12 protein-coding genes and 1 tRNA gene are annotated in these 19,111 nt (G+C 35.6%); 9 read left to right on the forward strand and 4 right to left on the reverse strand.

Translation table 11 applies throughout. From position 1 onward, the window contains the following. Window positions 1-12: 12 nt before the first annotated feature. Window positions 13-1,155, reverse strand: coding sequence for a glycerophosphodiester phosphodiesterase (locus AAC388_RS04095; RefSeq protein ID WP_017385784.1), 1,143 nt, complete (start codon window positions 1,153-1,155; stop codon window positions 13-15). Between the two features lie 263 nt (window positions 1,156-1,418). On the opposite strand from AAC388_RS04095, the gene AAC388_RS04100 reads away from it, so the two are divergent. After that, complete coding sequence (locus tag AAC388_RS04100; RefSeq protein WP_342371229.1) at window positions 1,419-4,514, forward strand: multidrug efflux RND transporter permease subunit; 3,096 nt, start codon at window positions 1,419-1,421, stop codon at window positions 4,512-4,514. 70 nt (window positions 4,515-4,584) lie between these two features. Then, window positions 4,585-5,160, forward strand: coding sequence for a DUF4112 domain-containing protein (locus tag AAC388_RS04105; protein ID WP_342371230.1), 576 nt, complete (start codon window positions 4,585-4,587; stop codon window positions 5,158-5,160). Window positions 5,161-5,209: 49 nt separating this feature from the next. Here the strand turns inward: AAC388_RS04105 and htpX are convergent, their stop codons facing one another. Both htpX and AAC388_RS04115 read right to left on the reverse strand, forming a co-directional pair. After that, window positions 5,210-6,115 carry a protease HtpX gene (htpX, locus tag AAC388_RS04110; RefSeq protein ID WP_002118851.1) on the reverse strand — a complete coding sequence of 302 codons (906 nt, stop codon included), beginning with the start codon at window positions 6,113-6,115 and terminating at the stop codon, window positions 5,210-5,212. Window positions 6,116-6,373: 258 nt separating this feature from the next. Then, the gene (locus tag AAC388_RS04115) at window positions 6,374-7,234 is read right to left on the reverse strand and encodes a lytic transglycosylase domain-containing protein (RefSeq protein ID WP_032012689.1); all 861 of its coding nucleotides are present in this window, start codon (window positions 7,232-7,234) and stop codon (window positions 6,374-6,376) included. Window positions 7,235-7,738: 504 nt separating this feature from the next. On the opposite strand from AAC388_RS04115, the gene ttcA reads away from it, so the two are divergent. Together ttcA and AAC388_RS04125 are read left to right on the forward strand one after the other, a co-directional pair. Continuing rightward, window positions 7,739-8,644: a tRNA 2-thiocytidine(32) synthetase TtcA gene (gene ttcA / locus AAC388_RS04120; RefSeq protein WP_002118895.1), complete on the forward strand. Its 906-nt coding sequence runs from the start codon at window positions 7,739-7,741 to the stop codon at window positions 8,642-8,644. Window positions 8,645-8,848: 204 nt separating this feature from the next. Beyond that, window positions 8,849-9,232, forward strand: coding sequence for an SCP2 sterol-binding domain-containing protein (locus AAC388_RS04125; protein ID WP_002118641.1), 384 nt, complete (start codon window positions 8,849-8,851; stop codon window positions 9,230-9,232). A 90-nt stretch (window positions 9,233-9,322) separates the two neighbouring features. On the opposite strand, the gene AAC388_RS04130 is transcribed toward AAC388_RS04125, so the two are convergent. Continuing rightward, window positions 9,323-10,435 carry a transglycosylase SLT domain-containing protein gene (locus tag AAC388_RS04130; protein ID WP_342371231.1) on the reverse strand — a complete coding sequence of 371 codons (1,113 nt, stop codon included), beginning with the start codon at window positions 10,433-10,435 and terminating at the stop codon, window positions 9,323-9,325. A 371-nt stretch (window positions 10,436-10,806) separates the two neighbouring features. On the opposite strand from AAC388_RS04130, the gene greB reads away from it, so the two are divergent. The 5 genes from greB to AAC388_RS04155 all read left to right on the forward strand — a co-directional run bounded on the left by greB (window position 10,807) and on the right by AAC388_RS04155 (window position 18,605). Continuing rightward, a complete protein-coding gene (gene greB, locus AAC388_RS04135; protein WP_002118865.1) occupies window positions 10,807-11,301 on the forward strand; it encodes a transcription elongation factor GreB in 495 nt (164 codons plus the stop codon). An 89-nt stretch (window positions 11,302-11,390) separates the two neighbouring features. Continuing rightward, window positions 11,391-11,480, forward strand: a tRNA-Ser gene (locus AAC388_RS04140). A 446-nt stretch (window positions 11,481-11,926) separates the two neighbouring features. Next, window positions 11,927-12,805 (forward strand): MetQ/NlpA family ABC transporter substrate-binding protein, encoded by an 879-nt coding sequence (locus AAC388_RS04145; protein ID WP_002118503.1) that lies wholly within the window; start codon window positions 11,927-11,929, stop codon window positions 12,803-12,805. Window positions 12,806-13,131: 326 nt separating this feature from the next. Further along, window positions 13,132-16,092 (forward strand): hypothetical protein, encoded by a 2,961-nt coding sequence (locus AAC388_RS04150; RefSeq protein WP_342371232.1) that lies wholly within the window; start codon window positions 13,132-13,134, stop codon window positions 16,090-16,092. After that, complete coding sequence (locus AAC388_RS04155) at window positions 16,089-18,605, forward strand: hypothetical protein (RefSeq protein ID WP_342371233.1); 2,517 nt, start codon at window positions 16,089-16,091, stop codon at window positions 18,603-18,605. Before AAC388_RS04150 ends, AAC388_RS04155 begins: the two co-directional genes overlap by 4 nt. The last annotated feature ends 506 nt before the right edge of the window (window positions 18,606-19,111 follow it).

Below are 19,111 nucleotides of genomic sequence, written 5' to 3' on the forward strand. Positions count from 1 at the left end.
TAGAAACTTTATTTATTTTGCAGCTTTTTCAAAATTAATAACGGCTTCACGGCCAAGTGCTGGGTCATCTGTAAAGACACCATCAACACCAGCTTTAAAATAGGCTTCAAACTCTTTTAAAGCACCAGATGGACAGCGCTCCGCTGGTTTATCTTGACTGCACTTTAAATGCGTTGGTAAATAATAATTTTCTGGGCGGAAAGTATAAGGATGTACTTTTAACCCAGCTGTATGTGCATCAGTGATAAACGAAGTTGTTTGAACTGAGCCACTGTCATTAAAGTTAAGAATATAGCCTTTGCTTGGCCCTACACCGTTTGCATATTTAGCCACGTCTTTTAAGCCTTGTGCTGTGGCTAAATCGGCATAAGTTTTAGTTTCGCCAGATTCAACGAAGTCGGCTGGTTGAGAGGTTTTAGCGTCATATAATTGAATGATTTGTGCATGTTTAATCGTTTTATGAAGGTCGAGCTGATCTTTTAAATATTTTAGATTACTCACTTCAAAAGACTGTAAATAGACAGGTGCAATATCACGTGTATATTCGTATTTGGCTAAGGTTTTAAGAAGGGTATCTTCCATTGCCAGTTTCTGATTTTTAAAGTAAGTCGGATGTTTGGTTTCAATATATAAACCAATAATTTTTCCCGTTTTCTTATAATTTGCTTCAGCCAGTTCAATCACTTGCTCTAGCGTCGGAACAGGGTAAAGGTCATTATAGGCTGTGTTTGCTGGACGGAACTCTGGAATGCGTTCACGCGCTTTAAGCTGCTGTAATTCACTTAAAGTGAAGTCTTCTGTAAACCAGCCTGTTAAGTCTTTACCATCAATATTTTTTGTTGTTTTACGATCTGCAAACTGGCTTAAAGTGCTTACATTGGTTGTTCCACCAATCTCATTTTCATGGCGAGTAACCAATACGCCATCTTTTGTAGAGACTAGATCAGGTTCAATGAAATCTGCGCCATCATCAATCGCTTTTTGATATGAAGCTAATGTGTGTTCAGGACGCAAAGCGCTCGCGCCGCGATGTCCTACCACTAAAATTTTAGGAAGTTGATATTCTGGTGTGGTTGGTGAGTTTTCAGTTTTATCGTCATCATTACAACCAACCAAGCTAATTAAACTTAAGCATAAAAGTGCTCTTTTAAACATAATTCTACTCATATTGTTTTAGTTGAAACGTATTTAGTCTGATGATTGAACTTGACGTGATCATGAAGAATTCATGAATTTTCAGTGACACTTGTTAAAACCTTGTTTATGGGTTTGTAGGAAATGCCAGTTCTTGCTTTGTTTTTGTTCTAATTGCATTTATTGTGTTAATTCTACTTGTCTTTTTTATATCGCTCGTTGATGATCAAGAGGGCAAATTTGGTATTGCCATTTGTTAATTGACGACCTAATTCTGAGCAGCCATGCTATCTAAATTTTTTATTCAGCGTCCCATTTTTGCCAGTGTACTCGCAATTATTGTTATGGCATTTGGTATTTTCTCGGTGCTGAATTTACCCGTAGAGCGCTATCCTGATATTGCCCCTCCTAAAATTACAGTCTCGGCAAGTTATAGTGGTGCGGATGCACAAACGGTTGAGCAAAGTGTTACTCAGATTTTAGAACAACAAATACAAGGTATTGATAATTTACTTTATTTCAGCTCTACCAGTGATTCATCAGGACGTAGCCGAATTACCATTAGTTTTGATAATGGAACAAATCCAGATACAGCACAGGTCCAAGTACAAAATAGTATTAGTGGGGTCATAAGACGTTTACCCGATGAAGTACAACGCCAAGGGGTGACCGTGAGTAAGTCACTCGGCGATACTTTTATGGTGGTAGGCTTATATGACTCAACTGGTAAATCGGGCAATATTGAGCTATCGGACTATTTAACTACGCATGTGGTAGATGACCTGAACCGTATTGAAGGGGTGGGTGAGTCTGATGTTTTCGGTTCGCAATATGCGATGCGAATTTGGCTAAATCCAGAGAAATTAAAACAATATAATTTAATGCCAAGTGATGTAGCGAATGCAATCACTGCTCAAAATACACAAGTTGCCGCAGGTGCAATCGGTGATTTACCTGTCATTGATGGACAATATTTAAATACGAAAGTCACCGCAGGATCTCGACTAAAAACAGTCGAAGATTTTAAAAATATTGTAGTGAAAGCAAATCAAACAGCGAGCTATGTCTACTTAAAAGATATTGCTAGAGTCGAGTTGGGTGCAGAAAATTATCAGTCTTTTAACACTATTAATGGCTATCCGGCCGCTGGTTTAGGCATTTCACTATCTTCTGGTGCAAACGCGATTCAGACCTCTAAACTCATCCATCAAACTCTAGATCAGCTTACAACCAAGCTACCTGCTGGCTATAAAATTGTTTATCCACGAGATAATACGCCGTTTGTTCAAGAGTCTATTAAAGAAGTTGTAAAGACGCTTATTGAAGCCATTATTTTAGTTATTTTGGTGATGTTCCTATTCTTGCAAAGCTGGCGCGCTACACTCATTCCGAGTATTACCGTTCCTGTTGTTATTTTAGGAACTTTTGCTGTTTTATATGTGCTCGGTTTTAGTATTAACACCTTGACGCTGTTTGCATTGGTGCTCGCCATTGGTTTGCTAGTAGATGATGCGATTGTGGTCGTTGAGAATGTTGAACGGCTCATGCATGAACAGCATTTAACGCCGAAAGAAGCAGCCATTGAGTCGATGGGAGAAATTAGTGGTGCCTTAGTCGGAATTACATTGGTTTTAACTGCTGTTTTTATTCCAATGTCGTTTTTAGGTGGTTCAATTGGCGTGATTTACCGTCAGTTTTCCATTACTTTAGTTGCCGCTATGGCGTTATCACTCGTGGTAGCATTAGTATTAACACCCGCTTTATGTGCCTTAATTTTAAAACCGAATCCAGAGCCTATGCGCTGGGCAATTTGGTTTAACAAAAAAATTGATCAACTTAAAAATCAATATATAAAAATCGTCCAGACAAGCATTCGATACAGTAAATCGGTTATCGTGATTTTTGTGGCTTTGATTGCTGTTTTTGCACTGTTCTATAGTGGTTTAAAAAGTGGATTTATTCCTAAAGAAGACCAAGGCATTTTAAGTGTTCAAATTAAGCTTGTTGATAGTGCCCCGATCTCACAAAGTCAAAAAATTGGAGAACAAGTCCGCCAATATTTCTTAACTCAAGAAGATAAGAATGTGGATTTGGTTTTGATCCGCTATGGCCGAAATTATTCTGGTACAGGCCAAAACTTGGCTCAAGGCTTTATTGCCTTAAAACCTTGGGATGTGCGTACTGGAAAAGAAAATTCAGCTGACGCTATACAAAAGCGTGCGATGAAATATTTTAGTCAATTTAGGAATGCACAAATTAATGTGACATTACCTGCTTCGGTCAATGGTTTGGGTCAAACAGATGGTCTGGATTTATGGATTCAAGATTTAAATGGTCAAGGGCAAGATTTTCTAGATAACACCTTCCGCCAGTTGCAAACACAGAGCAAAAACTATTCAAGTTTTGAAAACTTTGATAAGCAATCTACTAACAGTAAAGCAAACCTCAATATCAAAATTGACCAGAAACAAGCATTAGCAAATGGATTAGAGCTTCCTGCGATTAACAACACTTTGTCGAGTGCGTGGGGTGGAACGTATGTGAATGACTTTATTGACCGTGGTCGTATCAAGCGTGTCATGATCCAAGGTGATGCCCAGTTCAGATCAAAACCGGAAGATTTATATAATTGGTCTGTACGTAATAACCAAAATGAAATGGTACCTTTTAGCTCATTTGCTAACTTCAGTTGGGGCGGTGCTCCTGAAATTGTAAAACGTTATATGGGGTATAGTGCCTTACAGCTTCAAGCAGATGTTGCAAGTGGCAGCAGTTCAGGTCAGGCAATGAAAGATATTGAACAACTCGTAAATCAGCAAAAGGATGTTGGCTTGGCATGGACAGGTTTATCTTTTGAAGAACAGAAGTCGACAAATCAGGCCGTCTGGTTATATTTAATTTCGGCAGGCTTTATTTTCCTATGTTTAGCCGCACTCTATGAAAGCTTAAGCATTCCTGCAGCCGTGATGACCTCTATTCCGCTAGGGGTCGGAGGAAGTGTCATTTTCTCTTATATTTTTGGCCTCCCAAATGATGTGTATTTCCAAATTGCACTGTTAACCACAATTGGATTGTCTTGTAAAAATGCAATTTTAATTGTTGAGTTCGCCGCCTTGGCTCAAGAAAAAGGGAAGAATGCAATTGAAGCAGCTTTAGAAGGCGCGAGCTTACGTTTAAGACCGATTTTAATGACTTCTTTGGCTTTTGGTGCAGGTGTGATTCCTCTTGTCTTTGCGCAAGGGGCAGGGGCTGTAAGCCGTCAAGAAATCGGTATTAGTATTTTAGGTGGCGTAATGTTTGGTACAGTACTGGTTCTTTTCTTTATTCCAGTCATGTACGTGTTGCTGCGTTCCTTGTTTAGATCGAAAGCTACTCGTTAAGTAAATAATTTAAAAACAGGTATTAAATCAAGTATATTAAGATTAACTACTCTTCATATATTTGATTTAAATGCCTCAAGAAAAAAAATTAACAGAGCAACAGGTCATCGCACTAGAACGAGATCTGGCCAAGTTTGCAACCATGATGGACAGTGCGGTTCGCATTCCTTTTACAAAGCAGGGCATTGGTGCCGATGCTGCACTGAGTACTATTCCGTTTGCCGGTGATGTCGCTGGTTTTGCATTGACCTGTTATGCCATCTATAAAGCTAAACAAATTGGTGTGCCTCAACATAAGTTGACTCCAGTCATCAAACTCGCTGTTGTAGATGCTGTAGTAGGCTTTGTTCCTGTGGCTGGGACTATTTTTGATATTTTTATAAGACCCAGTCGAAAAGCACTAGATGTAGTTCATACGCATATACGCGAAGAATATGCGATTCAGAGTGATATTCATGTCGTTCATCCATACTTACATGAAAAGCTCGAAAAGAAGCAGCAGAACTCAGCTTTCTGGCGAAATCCTGTTGTCAGTTGGTTATGGTTGCATATTCCCGATTTAGTAGGTGCGCTTGTACTGCTTTTAATTGGATTAGCTGTTTGGTGGGGCGCAAGCTATCTTTGGAGTTTCTATCAAACCATTTAATGTAAAAATAAAGCCTCCATTTGGAGGCTTTATTTTTACATTAAATGTTTTATGGGCAATCTAATTGATGTAAAGCTGCCACACGCTGTTCAATTGTTGGGTGGGTTTGGAACAAAGCAGCTAAGCTGAAACCTTGTTCTTTACCTTCCGCAATTGCGAAGGCTTTCATTTCTTTTGGCATTTGATCTGGCATTTCCGTCTCAGCTTGGAGACGTAATAATGCAGAAATCATTGCTTGTTTACCTGCTAAACGTGCACCTGCTTCATCAGCACGGTATTCACGATAACGAGAGAACCACATCACAATGGCAGAAGCGAGAATACCAAAGACGATATCCAATACCATGGTAATAATGAAGTAACCCATACCCGGGGCTTCATCGTCTTGACGACCAAAGACATTACGGTCGATAAAGTCACCAACTACACGAGCAAAGAACATAACAAAGGCGTTCACAACACCTTGGATGAGCGCTAGGGTAACCATGTCACCATTCGCAACGTGACCAATCTCGTGCGCAAGCACAGCACGTAGCTCATCTTTGTTCATACGTTCAAGTAGACCAGATGAAACGGCAACTAAGGCATCATTTTTGTTCCAGCCTGTTGCAAAGGCATTGGATTGATATGATGGAAAAATACCAACCTCTGGCATGTTGATACCAGCACGTTGAGAAAGTTCAGCGACTGTTTGCAATAACCAGCTTTCAGCTTGGTTACGAGGAGCATTCGGGTCGATCAGTTCTGTACCGGTCGTTTTCTTAGCCATCCATTTTGACATGAATAACGAGATTAAAGATCCCACCATACCAAACACAAAACAGATCACTAAAAGGTTGCCTAGATTCAAGCCACCCGCGCCATGGTAACTACCGACACCGAAGAGTGACAAAATAATGCCAGCTACAACCAGTACCGCGAGGTTGGTAAGCAAAAACAAACCAATCCGCATCATTGAGAAAATCCTCTTATAAATAAAATGTTATCTGATTTACAAATTCGAAATCATGAAGCTAATATGCGGGGCTTGGGGGAAAAATTCAAGAAAAAAATAAGGAATTGATACATTCTTTCATTTAGCAGAATGTGCCTAAATTTAAAGAATAATTGGCTAAATTCGTCAAAATGGTAAAGATCAGGTAATAGATCATTACAATTTAAAACATCTGAACTTACCTAAATAGAACTGCGAGCCGCCGTTCTTCTTTACTGTTTATTCAATTCGTATATGGGCAATTGCGGTGGCATTATTGGTGACATAAGTGCCTGTTGGTGCATCGGTATAGGTACCGTCAGATAAAGTCACGATTTGACGAGAAGATGAATATTTAGGTGATTGAGTCGTAATTTGAGCTGTTGTGTTTTCTGCCAAATTAGAAGGATGTGAAACGGTTTGTACTGAAGCATTAGTAAAAGATGAAAAACCTGAACCCGATGCATATAGGTTTTGGTATCGACTTGTTACACGGCGCACATAATCTTGTGTTTCACGAAAAGGGGGAATACCGCCATATTTGTCGACATTACCTTCACCGGCATTGTAAGCCGCAAGCGCCATTTGTGTGTTTCCATTAAAACGCTTGAGTAACCAGCTTAAATATTTAGCGCCTGCAAAAATATTTTGTTGCGGGTCATAGGCGTTAGAGACATTAAAACGACGTGCAGTCGCAGGCATTAACTGCATTAAGCCTTGAGCACCTACTGGCGAACGAGCTCTTACGTTAAATCCTGACTCGGTGTGCATAACGGCTTTAATTAAACCTTCTGAAACACCATGTTGTTGTGCAGCTTGTCTAATAATGTGGTCGAAAGCATTCTTATTTTTATTGTAGCTTGGCAGAACAGAAGCTTCTGATGCTCCCCAGTTTGTATAACTGTGAATATTACTATCAGGATAATAGGTCACTTTTACTTTTTTAAGAGAGTGGTCATAGCTTTTTCGGTTGGTGAGTAATGTACTACCGTTTTTATCTTGGTAAATATACATTTGACCCGCTGAACTCGAAGTTGTACCGACCGTAAAAGTGGTCATCCCCAGCAAACAAGAAACAAGAAATTGAACCGAATTTTTCATTTTATGTTATTCACAATTTTTAGGTACTCAAAACTTGGAAAAGAGTTTATCAAAAAATATTACTTAAAGAAGATTTGTGTAATTTTTTTTATTTCGACTCTTTCAAAAAATCAAGCTGATTTGTTCGAATGCTCATCAAAAAAAATTAAAAAATTTTTTTAAAATGATTCTATTGACATGGTTAACTTGTTGATTGTTAATAATAAAAAACATTGGTTAAAAAATGATCAATTTAAAGAAAACCCTTAACAGAAGGCCAAAACAGTTTGTCAAGTACGAAGAAATCCACAATTTTATCCACAGGTTTTGTGGAAAACTGTGGAAAAGTCCAAAAAGTAAGCATTTTGCACAAATTTTGAACGCTTCAGTCAAAATAGAGCATGTGTTTTGCATCATGCACGAGCAATGTGACGACTTCAAGAATTGAAACTATTCTTTTGATGCGATTCTCTTCTGAATCATATAAAATTGCGCGGTATTTTTATTTATGGGTATATCTCGTCTATGTACGCGCCAGTTGAGTCCAATCAGGGATTTAATTTTAAGCCTGAACTTCCAACAAGCTCGGCCTATTACCGTTTGCTCAAGAAGCTTCGCCGTCAAGTTGGGCATGCTATTCGTGACTTCAATATGATTGAAGATGGCGATAAGGTCATGGTGTGTGTGTCTGGTGGTAAAGACAGTTATACCTTGCTCGATATTTTGTTGCAGTTTAAGCGTATTGCACCAATCAATTTTGAGGTGGTTGCGGTTAACCTCGACCAAAAACAACCAGGCTTTCCTGAAGATGTTTTGCCTCGTTATATGGAAGAGAACAACATTCCATATTACATTTTAGAAAAAGACACCTATACCATTACTAAACGCTTAACACCTGAAGGTAAAACCTACTGTGCAGTGTGTTCACGTTTACGCCGTGGTTCTTTATATGGATTTGCACAAGAGATTGGTGCGACTAAAGTTGCTTTAGGTCATCATCGTGATGACATCATTGCAACGTTCTTCTTGAATTTGTTCCATGGCGGTAGCTTAAAGGCGATGCCTCCAAAGCTTTTATCGTCAGATAAAAAGAACATTTTGATTCGTCCTTTGGCATATGTTGAAGAAAAAGACATTATTAAATATGCCGAGATTCGTCAGTTCCCAATCATTCCATGTAATCTTTGTGGTTCGCAGGAAAACCTACAGCGTGCCATGCTTAATGAAATGCTACGTGAATGGGATAAACAATATCCGAAGCGCTTACACAGCATTTTCGGGGCATTACAAAACGTATCTCCGTCTCAGTTAGCAGACCGCGAATTGTTTGACTTCGAGGCCCTAGATTCTCAGCGCGAGTTGGATATTAAAGATCCGGAAGAGCTTAAGAACCGTTTAGATGTCGTGAACTTAAGCTTTGCTGCTGAATAAACGCTAGCATAAAAAATGTTAAAGGCACTTTATAAACAAGTGCCTTTAATGTATCAAAATACTAAAAAATGAATGTTCCGTACAAAAAGTCATAGCCCAAAATTTAAATTACATGCTATAACAAGCCACAAGCAGAATTGCTTCACATGATGTTGTCTGGATAGACAACCAGAGAAATTGAACAAATAAATTTGAGGAAGAATCATGCCTGCATTTTTAACTGAAGATTGGTTTGCGACTGTCGAAAAATTAACTGCTGAAGCAGGTGATCTTAATTTGCCGCCCGCTCTTGCGAACTTGGCAATTAATTTAGTAGTTACAGATGCTTCTGGAAATACCGAATTAGCTTTAGATGGGGGTAAAATCCAAAAAGGTTTGTCTTCAAATGCCAAAACAACTTTAAATATGGATGCTGAGACTTTACGTAAAGTGTTCTTAGAGTTTGATATGGCTGCTGCTATGCAGGCATTCATGACTGGTAAAATTAAAGTTCAAGGCGACATGTCTCAATTAATGGCTTTACAAACAGCTAAGCCAAGCCAAGAACAAAAAGATTTGTTTAAGAAAGTATTAGAGCATACTGCTTAAACTTAAAAGAATTCATATAAAAAGCTTACCCAAAGAGGTAAGCTTTTTATATGTACAAACAATGAATTTATCAACTTTTAAAAATAAAAATTAGATATTGATTCGTGTTTGCGCCGTTTTGATATGTTCAAGATAAGCACGGATACGAGTGACATATTGAACTGCTTGCTTATATCGACCATTTCGCGTTTTATTACTTTGCAAATAGTCATAGAGATTGACCCATTTGTTCGGATCTTTCCCTTGAGACTGCAAGCGCTTTTGAATCTGACTTACCGCACCCGGTCCCATGTTATAGGCCACAAGCGCATACCAGTTCCGATCAGGGAACGGAATATTATCAAATTCAGTTAGCATCAGATCGTAATACTTCGCGCCGCCCTGAATACTCTGAGCAGGATCGCTACGATTGCTTACACCCATTGCTCGAGCAGTGCTATTGGTTAACATCATTAAGCCGCGAACACCTGTGGGAGAAACAGATTCTGGCTTTAAATATGATTCTTGATAACCAATTGCAGCAAGTAAATGCCAATCTAGATCATACTTCGCTGCGCTTTGCTTAAAGCTCGCTTTGTAAATCGGTAAACGTGTGCTTAAGTCACGTTGAATGGTTGACCATGCTTCTGGTTTCACAACATTGCGGTTATAAAAAGAGGCAAGCTGCTCAGTCACACCATTTTGCTTACTTTGGCATACAAAGCCGCTGGCGGTCTGTGTGAGTGGGTCATCAGCCTGTTTAAATACCCAACTCAACTCAGGATTTAAGCCATTTTTTTGCAAATTTGCTGTGTCACCACAACTTGCAGAAAACGACATTAAACCTTTGTTTTCGATTGTGCTTAAACCTGCTGTAGTCATCGCAAAGTTTGCTTTACCTTGCTGAACCCATCTAAGTGCAGTGGCATTGTCTGCCACGATTTTAAAGTCCAGCTTTACATTTAGGTTCTGTGCATAGTTACGTGCTAAGTCGTAACCAAAACCGTGTAAAAACTGATCCTCTTTGAAAACGGTTGTCGGACTTTCTACCGCAACAACAGTTAAAGTGTTTGTGTTAACTACAGTATTGTACTGTAGGGTTTTTCCTGCATTAAGACTATGAAATGGGAGAAGTATAGTACTGAGTGCAAGAGCTTTTAACGGGAGAGAAGAAAATAAAGAGTTAAGGCAAAGCCTCGACCCAGAACTTGAATTACTGTGCATGTTGTCTCCGCTACAGATAATTTATGCCCTAAAAGTCAGACAAAAAGCTGCCATAACTTCTAAAAGTTGATAAATTCAATAAGGGGTGGGCAGTCATGACGTCATTCAAAATGACATGAAATGAAAAAACAAACTGTGTAGAAAATCTACATAGTTTTCGAGTGGGTTAAAAAATGCTCAACATTTAAACTGCGCGCATCATAATATTGAAAAAAAGTAATGTCAAATTTTGTACAATTAAAACTTCGATATATCATCATAAACACATGAATTTCTTAAGGAAGAAAATTTATACACTTCTGATGTGAGAAAATAGGGTATAAAATGCTACATCTTGTAAGCGATATGTTGTTGAACAGTGGTTTTTTATCATGAAATCTAACTTAATCACTCGGTCAGGGCATGACAAATTAGTTGCTGAATTAAAACAACTTTGGCATGAAGAACGACCGGAAATTACCAAAAAAGTAAACTGGGCTGCAAGCTTAGGTGACCGCAGTGAAAACGCGGATTATCAATATAATAAGCAGCTCCTCAGAAAAATTGATCGACGTGTACGTTATTTAGGAAAACGCTTAGAAGAATTAAAAATCGTTGATTACTCACCTGAGCAAGACGGCAAAGTTTACTTTGGTGCTTGGGTCGAGATTGAAAACGAAGAAGGTGAGCAAAAAACTTTACGTATTGTGGGAATTGATGAAATTTATGATCATCACCCTCAACATATCTCGATTGAGTCACCTATGGCTCGCGCATTGCTCGGCAAAGAAGTCGATGATGAGATTGAAGTACACACGCCATCAGGAAAAAAGCTGTGGTATATCAATACAATTCGCTATGAAAAGACAGAAAACTCAGAAATTTAAATAGATTTGTGTTTATTTTGAGCGGTTGAATTAAAAATTAAATAAAAGATTTGCCAACTTCAATTTTTATTTATATTATAGCGCTCGTTGGAAGCGTGGCAGAGCGGTTTAATGCACCGGTCTTGAAAACCGACGAGGGTGTGAGTCCTCCGTGAGTTCGAATCTCACCGCTTCCGCCAGATTCTTAAAAAGCCCTTGTTAATGACAAGGGCTTTTTTTTATGCCTAATGTCTACATTACAGTAAGATTTAGCTTAAATACTGCTAATAAATCCTGAAAATTTCATATAAATCAAACAAGTATATATTTTAATCAAAATTATTATATTTATATAATATATTTTTTATTTTCAACATCTTATCAATTAAGCTTCTATATAACAGAATCGAACAAGTTATTTGTAGAATATTCATTTATTGATATATGATGAGCCAATATTTAGAAACTGTTTCAAAACATAATTCTATTGTTCAGCGAGCAAGTTCAAGGAAGGAATGATGCTGAATTCAGTTTTCTAAACCCGATATCTGGAAATTATTTCCGCCCCAAAATTGTATTTTGACCCATTGGTTGGCAATGCCTGACTCTTTTGTAAGATAGGCGTTTCCTATTTTAGGATGTATCTATGAAAAAATTATTTAGTGTTCTGTTCAGCGCATCTGTTCTAACACTGACTGCATGTAATAAAGAACCTGCAAAAACTGAAAATACAGCATCAGCTAAAGATAAAACTGAGTCAGTTCGAACTATTAAATTGGTTTCAACAGGTTCAGACACTGACGTATGGAAATACGTTGCAACGCTTCCTGAAACTGCTCAAGCGGGCATTAAACTCGAAGTGACTAACCTGACTGACTATGTTGTATTGAATACATCTGTAGCAAGTGGCGAACAAGACGTAAATGCGTTCCAGTCATTTAACTATTTGGCAGCTTATAACTCTTCAAATACAGCTAAAGTTGCTGCTGTTGCGACAACTTATCTAGAGCCAATGGGTATTTATGCAAATAAAGTTAAATCTGTTGAAGAATTCCCACAAGGCGCGACTATCGCGATTCCAAACGATACTGCTAACGAAGCGCGCGCTTTAACATTATTACAGTCTGCTAAACTGATTAAACTCAAACCAGACTTTGACCCTGTAAAAGGGACGACCAATGACGTCGTTGAAAACCCTAAAAACTTGCAATTAAAACCAATTCAAATGACTACAGCAGTTCGTGTTAAAAACGATGTAGACGCGATTGTGTTGGGTAATACATTAGCACTTGAGGGTGGCCTCAATGTAATGAAAGATTCTATCTTCCGTGAGCCTATTGATCAGTCTACGAAGCTTTATGTGAATTTGTTAGGTGTTGCTGAAGCGAACAAAAACGACCCGATCTATACAAAACTTGGTGAACTTTACCACTTACCTAAAGTTCAAAAGTTTGTGAGCGAAAAATTCGGTGGCACAAAAGTTGAAGTGAACAAGCCTGTTTCTGAATTTGCAGACATCAAATAAATAATTTTTTAATTTAAAAGTTATTTTTTCAAAGCTAAGTCTCGGTAATCGGGGCTTAGCTTTTTTATTGAGCCAGTTTTTTATTTAAATTATCTTTTAACTCTCAGAGCTCTTATTTAAAGATCAGTAGAGAGAAATAAGACTTCGAAAATGAAATATCTAAAAGTGGAAATTGAAGTTTAGTACATAAAATATGATCTAAAAATTTGTAAACTTATACTGGAAATTATTCTAATTAATTGGCATTATTTAATTTTTTTAAAGATACAAAAAATTACTTTATTTAACACAGTAAATTTTAAAAGTACGTTAAGGAATATTTTGAAATGATTGAGCGTTTACATCAAGAAATTATAATAGATTTATCTAATAGTAATGGTGATCATATTCAGTTAGGTAAAAAGGAGCTCATCCACTACCAAGCTTATGGAAAAGTTGAAAAAATAGTTTGGGAGCATCTTAAGAAAATTGAAAAATATCCATCTACAAATACTTCAAATCTTTCTATATTTATTGATGGTACTCGTGGAGCAGGAAAAAGCACATTTTTAAAAAATATAGTTAAAGAGTTGATCACTATAAATCAATATAAATTGGAAAAGTTAATTTATATTGACCCTAGTAAAATTGAGTTGAATGAGCATATTTTTCTGACTTTGATAGCTCAATTAAACCAAACAGTAATAAAAAGTAGAAGGAATATGCATATTCACCATTCTGATGATATGGATGCAGAATATGAATTATGGCGAAAAAAATTAAAAAAACTAGCTGGGGGCTTAAGATTACTTAATAGCGGTAAGAATCCTTATGATTTAATTGATGATGACGTTTTCTTGGACTGGGGCCTAGATCGAGCAGAGGATGCAATGCAATTGCATTCAGCTTTTGTAGATTTGATCCAACATGCATGTAAAATTCTTAACAAAAATGCCTTAATTATATTAATAGATGATGCTGATACTCATTTTAAAAAAGGTGAACAAGTCTTAGAAATGGTAAGACGTTATTTAGATATTCCTCAAATTATTGTCATGATGGCTGGAGATTTAAAACTTTATTCAAATGTAGTGAGAGGATTATATTTGGGTAATATGAGTGAAAATTTGTATAAGTATGATCAAAATCGTACTAGAGAGCGAAGTGATTTATTAGATCATATGGAAGATCAATATTTAAAAAAAATATTTCCTATACAAAATAGAATTTCACTTAATCCTTTAAATAAGCTCGTTAAAGAGGCAGATTACAAAGTTAGCTTTTCTAGTTCTGAGAATACAGAAGATAATAATATAACTATAAATATAGAGGATTCTATTGATAAGTTAATCCAATTTGGTTTTCATGTTGAGGGTTCTTCTAATATTCAAACTTATCGTGATTTTTTACTACAACAGCCTTTGCGTTCGGTTCTACAATTATTGCAATCAAGTTCGGAAATTTATTCTAAAGAAGTTAATTATGAGAATTTATTTAAATTTACTCCGCAAGTTGCACAGAGCTTTAGAGATACTTTTTTAAGCAGTCTCTATGCTGCAAAAGTAGAGGTAGAGAAGTTAAATAATGGTGATGAAAATACTTTAATTGAAAGTGTATTTGATACAGTTACCCAAGATGGTGGACAAGATACAGGATGTTATCTTAGACCTCAGGCTATTGAAGATAATTTACGAAATTCATTTGTAGCATTAGCCGCTAGTGTTGCTGAATTTACACATGGTAAGGCTTCATCTGCGATTAATTATATGTTGCAATGTTCTGGAAGCGTTAGTTTATTTTATTATATAAAGGATGAGTTAAAAAGATACCATTCAGACGAGTCTTTACAATTATTACAATTTAAACGTTATTGTGGTATTGGCCAACATGAAGATGCATTAAATTGGGCATGGCATGCAACTGCCGTTCTAATTTCAAAAAAATCCTCTGCTTCTATTAAAGCTGGTATTATTAAACTTAAATCAACGCCAATAAGAAGTGAAAAAGATTCAAGAAATATTACAGCATATGAATTTATCAAGAAAAATAGAGCTGTATCGTTGCCTTTTAATTTAGGATTAATTGAGATAGTAGGGAGTAAAAAACAATTATATTTTTCAATTTTTAACGTGTTGGGCGTAATGACAAGATTACTTAAAATCGGTGAAAATTTTATTGATGCATCTAAAATTCCTAATAAAATTGATGAGAATATTGATATATCAGAAGTAGCACCAAAATTGCGAGAGAATGTGACTAATTGTTTGCGAAAACTAGAAACTACGCTAGGTATCTCTGCTCCAAATTGGTCAGATTTTTCAAATGATATGTCTTCTGAATTAGAAGATAAAGAAATTGATAATATTGATAAAGAATATATTGATGAATGGGTTTCTGCGATTTGTAAATGGCTAATTATTTCTCATAAAGATCTGGTGAAAATACAACCTTCCTCTATATTTCTTGGTAAAGTATGGATTAGATTATATTTTAGCTTAATTAGCGTAGCTGAAAGTAAGGATAATTGGAATAATTTAGGGAGTATTATTTCTTTATATACTCATTGTTTAATAAATGCATTCTTGGTGGAAGAGGAGGATCATCACTTTAAAGCTTCTGCATTTAACGAAGGAGTATTGCCAACAAAAAGAATGAGTAGACAAAATCCTAAAACTGCTCTTAAACCAGTAAATGATAAATTAAAGCAATTAAAAAATATTGATTTTGAATATTTTCCATTAACTAAAATGATTGCTAGCTGTCCTATAATTCAAGGATTAATAATGAAAAGTAAGGATGACTATATTAATGAAAGTACTTTTGTTTCTAGGCTTCCTCCTATTATTAGTAATGTATCGATTTCTGGTGTCGATATAAATAGTGAAGAAGATAATAAAATAAGGATATTAAGTGAGTCTAGAACTAATTTACAAACTAATCGTAAAAATCTTGAAAGTTTAATACATCTGAGAAAAACTAGATTGCATCTAGCTAATGAAATGATGGCAGAAAATGAAGATAAAATAAATATTGTTATCAAGGAATTGGAGTCTTTAAAGAGTAATCTACTTGAGTTAAATTCTGAAGTGGATTCTATTGGTAAGGTAAATAAAATTAGAGATCAAATTAAAAATAGAGAACAAGAATTAATTAACCTTGAAAAAAATAAAGAAAGTCTTAAGAAAGATATGGAAATGGATAATGAAATATTGAAAGATTTAAACTCTTCAATGCGTAGTATAAATTCAGAAATTCGTGAATTGACCTCTAAAATTAGAGAATTAAAAAGTAATGAGAGAATAACGTGATTCAAAAATACCCAAAACCTAATACAATTTTATCGCCATTTTTTCTTGCTAATACACATTTACTTAAAAAATTAGAGAAATTACCTTTTGTAAATGAGATTAATGAAAAAGGTCTTGAAGAGGTAATTTATTTAGCTTATCAGCCTTGGCGCACCTCTTATCCAGACCATGTATTTAGATCACATTGGTCTTTAGTAAAACAAGAAAAAAAATCTAGTGGTAAAGGTTGGATATATAGCTCCTTAAAGCTGTTATCTGACCAATACATATATTTTCGCGGTGATAAAATTCATGTTGAACTCTCATTATTTGGCGATTGGCAGAATTTATTAAGTCGTATTTCAGCTCTACCAATTCGTATTGCTGCTTATTCAATACCTTCAGTTAAAAATCGTATGAGGCAAGTGCCATTATCTAACTATAAGGGAATCTTTACACCTATTTATCCTTATGAACCAGTAGTAGACTCTTATATTTCAGATGAAGGATTACATGAAACTCATTTACACTTAAATGGTACTACAAGTGCTGAATGGTGTTGGTTAAGAGCCTTATATAATCCAAAAAAAGAATTAAATGAATTTTGTGATCAATATAAAAAAAATCATTTAGTGAGAGAACTTTGTCATTCAATTAATCCTGATTTAAATCCTAGCTCTTTAAATCAGTGGTTAAAAATAGCTAGATTGTTACGTTGTTGGTTAATAGCAATTGCTGATGGACGTGCAGAATTATATTCAAAAAAAATAAAACAAAATTTAGATTCTGTTTATAAAAATATTTCATTGCCTCATGATATATCGAGTCTACTATTATCAGATCGTGATTTTCCATTTTTCGATAGTTCACCTCCTTTATTTGGGAATATTAATTCTTTGATTGAACAAGAAGTTCAATGGTTATATGAAGTTATTAAGCAACTTAATGATAAACCTTCCAAATTAACAGATCGGTTACTTCATTTGTATATATTAATTCAAAATCAGTATTTACAATTAGTTGTACAACGTGAAGATATGTATGGATTTGATCAGTTTCAAAAATATACTTTTACTGACTTAAGGGAAGCATCTGAAAAAAAATATCTTTATCGTTTCCTGCAATTGAGCGGAGCAAACCCACAGAGAAGTAATATAAATTGGCTTGAAGGACGTTTTGCCCCTAAGAATGAATTGAAAAAGAATGAAAAAATACTAAGTAGTATATTAAAAGGCTATCTTTTTTATCTTTCATCAAGTATTGAAAATGACTATCAGCACTGGGAACTTTCACAGATACTTGAAAAACTTAATGATCAAGTAAAACTCGCATGTCCACTAGGTTCGAGAAAATATTTTAAATTAACTTTAGTCGTACATTTTATTAAAGAAGAATGTAAATATGAAATTGGAAAACAAGATTATCGACATAAAAAATTAAGGTTAAAACTAAAAAACCAATGTGATATTTTACAAAAAACTTTAGAACGCTGGCCTCGGCTCTCTCAATGGATTCGTGGCATTGACGCTGCTTCAAATGAATTACATGCCCCACCAGAAATATTTGCACCATTCTATAGGGCGGCTAAGCAATATGGAATATTACATAGAAGTTATCATGTAGGTGAAGATTTTCCTCATTTAATTAGTGGTATTCGACAGATTATTGATGTTATGGACTTACTTGATTTTCAGGTGGGGGATCGTATAGGTCATGGCACGGCTATAGGTATGGATCCTGAGATATGGATAAATAGTATGCCTTCACAAATTGTCATTCAACGTGGGGAATGGCTTCTTGATTTGCTGGTAATCTGGGATATTTTAAAATCAAAACCTGAGTGCTATGAAGCAACACAAAAGATAACTAAGGACATCAATATTCTTATTAGTGATATATTTCAGCATGATATGGAGATCAAGCCTGAAACACTATTAATGCAAATGCAATATCGTGGATTACTTCCTGAATATGTATTTAATGCTATTGATAATAAAGATGAGTGGTGTTGGCAAACATCAACATTTAATGATGTTTGGAGACAAGAAGCATACCTTGTTGCAAAAGTTTTGAAAAAAAATAAGTTAGATATTTTAGTCAAATGGTGGCGTGATCCTAATGTAATTATGAAGAGTAAAGAACATATTAATGTTGATACAAATTATTTAGATATAGAAACATTAATCTTATTACAGCAGTCCACACTGCGTAGGCTTGCAGAAGCACGTATTGTAATAGAGACACTACCTACAAGTAACGTTCGCATCAGTCAATACCAACATTATAGAGATCATCACGCATTACGTTGGATGAGAGTTGAAGGCTTTCAAAAGCCAAATGATCCTACAATTGCTGTTTCTTTGGGTTCTGATGATCCAGGTATATTTTCTAATGATATAGTTAGTGATTTTTATCACTTATATGCGGTATTGGTAGAGAAAGGGTTGAGTGATTGTGAAGCCATTCAAAAACTTCGCGAGGTTAATGAACGTGGCAAATTATATCGATTTCATGATCCAGAATTGTTTGGATAATATGAGCTGTAATTATGTTTATAAAAAAATTTATTTAAATATTTGAGATGAGATCTGACATATAAATTGTATAGTTGTCTTTGTTGTTTTATATAGAGCAGTATCTACACTTTGACAAGTTTGAAAGTGTTACTTTAGATATTCCAACACTTCCTTCAAATTATTATCATTTCTATATGTTGGTAGGATAGGTTTTATGTATGTAAGCTGCTTTACCCATTTTAATAGTGTCTTAATTAAGCACTGATCTATTCTGAATAACCGAAATTAAACCCCCTTTTATAAACCCCACTTAAACAATAATCATCTCATTATTTATCCTTACTTTTTAATGGTCTAAATTAAAACAAATGTCATTTTGTGTGCTTGACTGCAATAGAACAGGGCACTATTCTTTGCCTGCTGGCCACATTGCCAGCCGGTTTTAGCAGACCGTGCTCAAGAACATTGAAAAAATTCATTTTTTTGATGTAGACCCGTTCGTCTCCCTTTTTGTAGCGGTAGGA

The organism is Acinetobacter sp. D009, from assembly GCF_038562025.1.
In the GTDB taxonomy this organism is placed as follows: Bacteria; Pseudomonadota; Gammaproteobacteria; order Pseudomonadales; family Moraxellaceae; genus Acinetobacter; species Acinetobacter pittii.

Excerpts from the sequence above, each read along its gene's own strand:
- AAC388_RS04095 (WP_017385784.1), bottom strand. The coding sequence starts at position 1,155 with ATGTTTAAAAGAGCACTTTTATGCTTAAGTTTAATTAGCTTGGTTGGT.
- AAC388_RS04100 (WP_342371229.1), top strand. The coding sequence starts at position 1,419 with ATGCTATCTAAATTTTTTATTCAGCGTCCCATTTTTGCCAGTGTACTC.
- AAC388_RS04105 (WP_342371230.1), top strand. The coding sequence starts at position 4,585 with ATGCCTCAAGAAAAAAAATTAACAGAGCAACAGGTCATCGCACTAGAA.
- htpX (WP_002118851.1), bottom strand. The coding sequence starts at position 6,115 with ATGATGCGGATTGGTTTGTTTTTGCTTACCAACCTCGCGGTACTGGTT.
- AAC388_RS04115 (WP_032012689.1), bottom strand. The coding sequence starts at position 7,234 with ATGAAAAATTCGGTTCAATTTCTTGTTTCTTGTTTGCTGGGGATGACC.
- ttcA (WP_002118895.1), top strand. The coding sequence starts at position 7,739 with ATGTACGCGCCAGTTGAGTCCAATCAGGGATTTAATTTTAAGCCTGAA.
- AAC388_RS04125 (WP_002118641.1), top strand. The coding sequence starts at position 8,849 with ATGCCTGCATTTTTAACTGAAGATTGGTTTGCGACTGTCGAAAAATTA.
- AAC388_RS04130 (WP_342371231.1), bottom strand. The coding sequence starts at position 10,435 with ATGCACAGTAATTCAAGTTCTGGGTCGAGGCTTTGCCTTAACTCTTTA.
- greB (WP_002118865.1), top strand. The coding sequence starts at position 10,807 with ATGAAATCTAACTTAATCACTCGGTCAGGGCATGACAAATTAGTTGCT.
- AAC388_RS04145 (WP_002118503.1), top strand. The coding sequence starts at position 11,927 with ATGAAAAAATTATTTAGTGTTCTGTTCAGCGCATCTGTTCTAACACTG.
- AAC388_RS04150 (WP_342371232.1), top strand. The coding sequence starts at position 13,132 with ATGATTGAGCGTTTACATCAAGAAATTATAATAGATTTATCTAATAGT.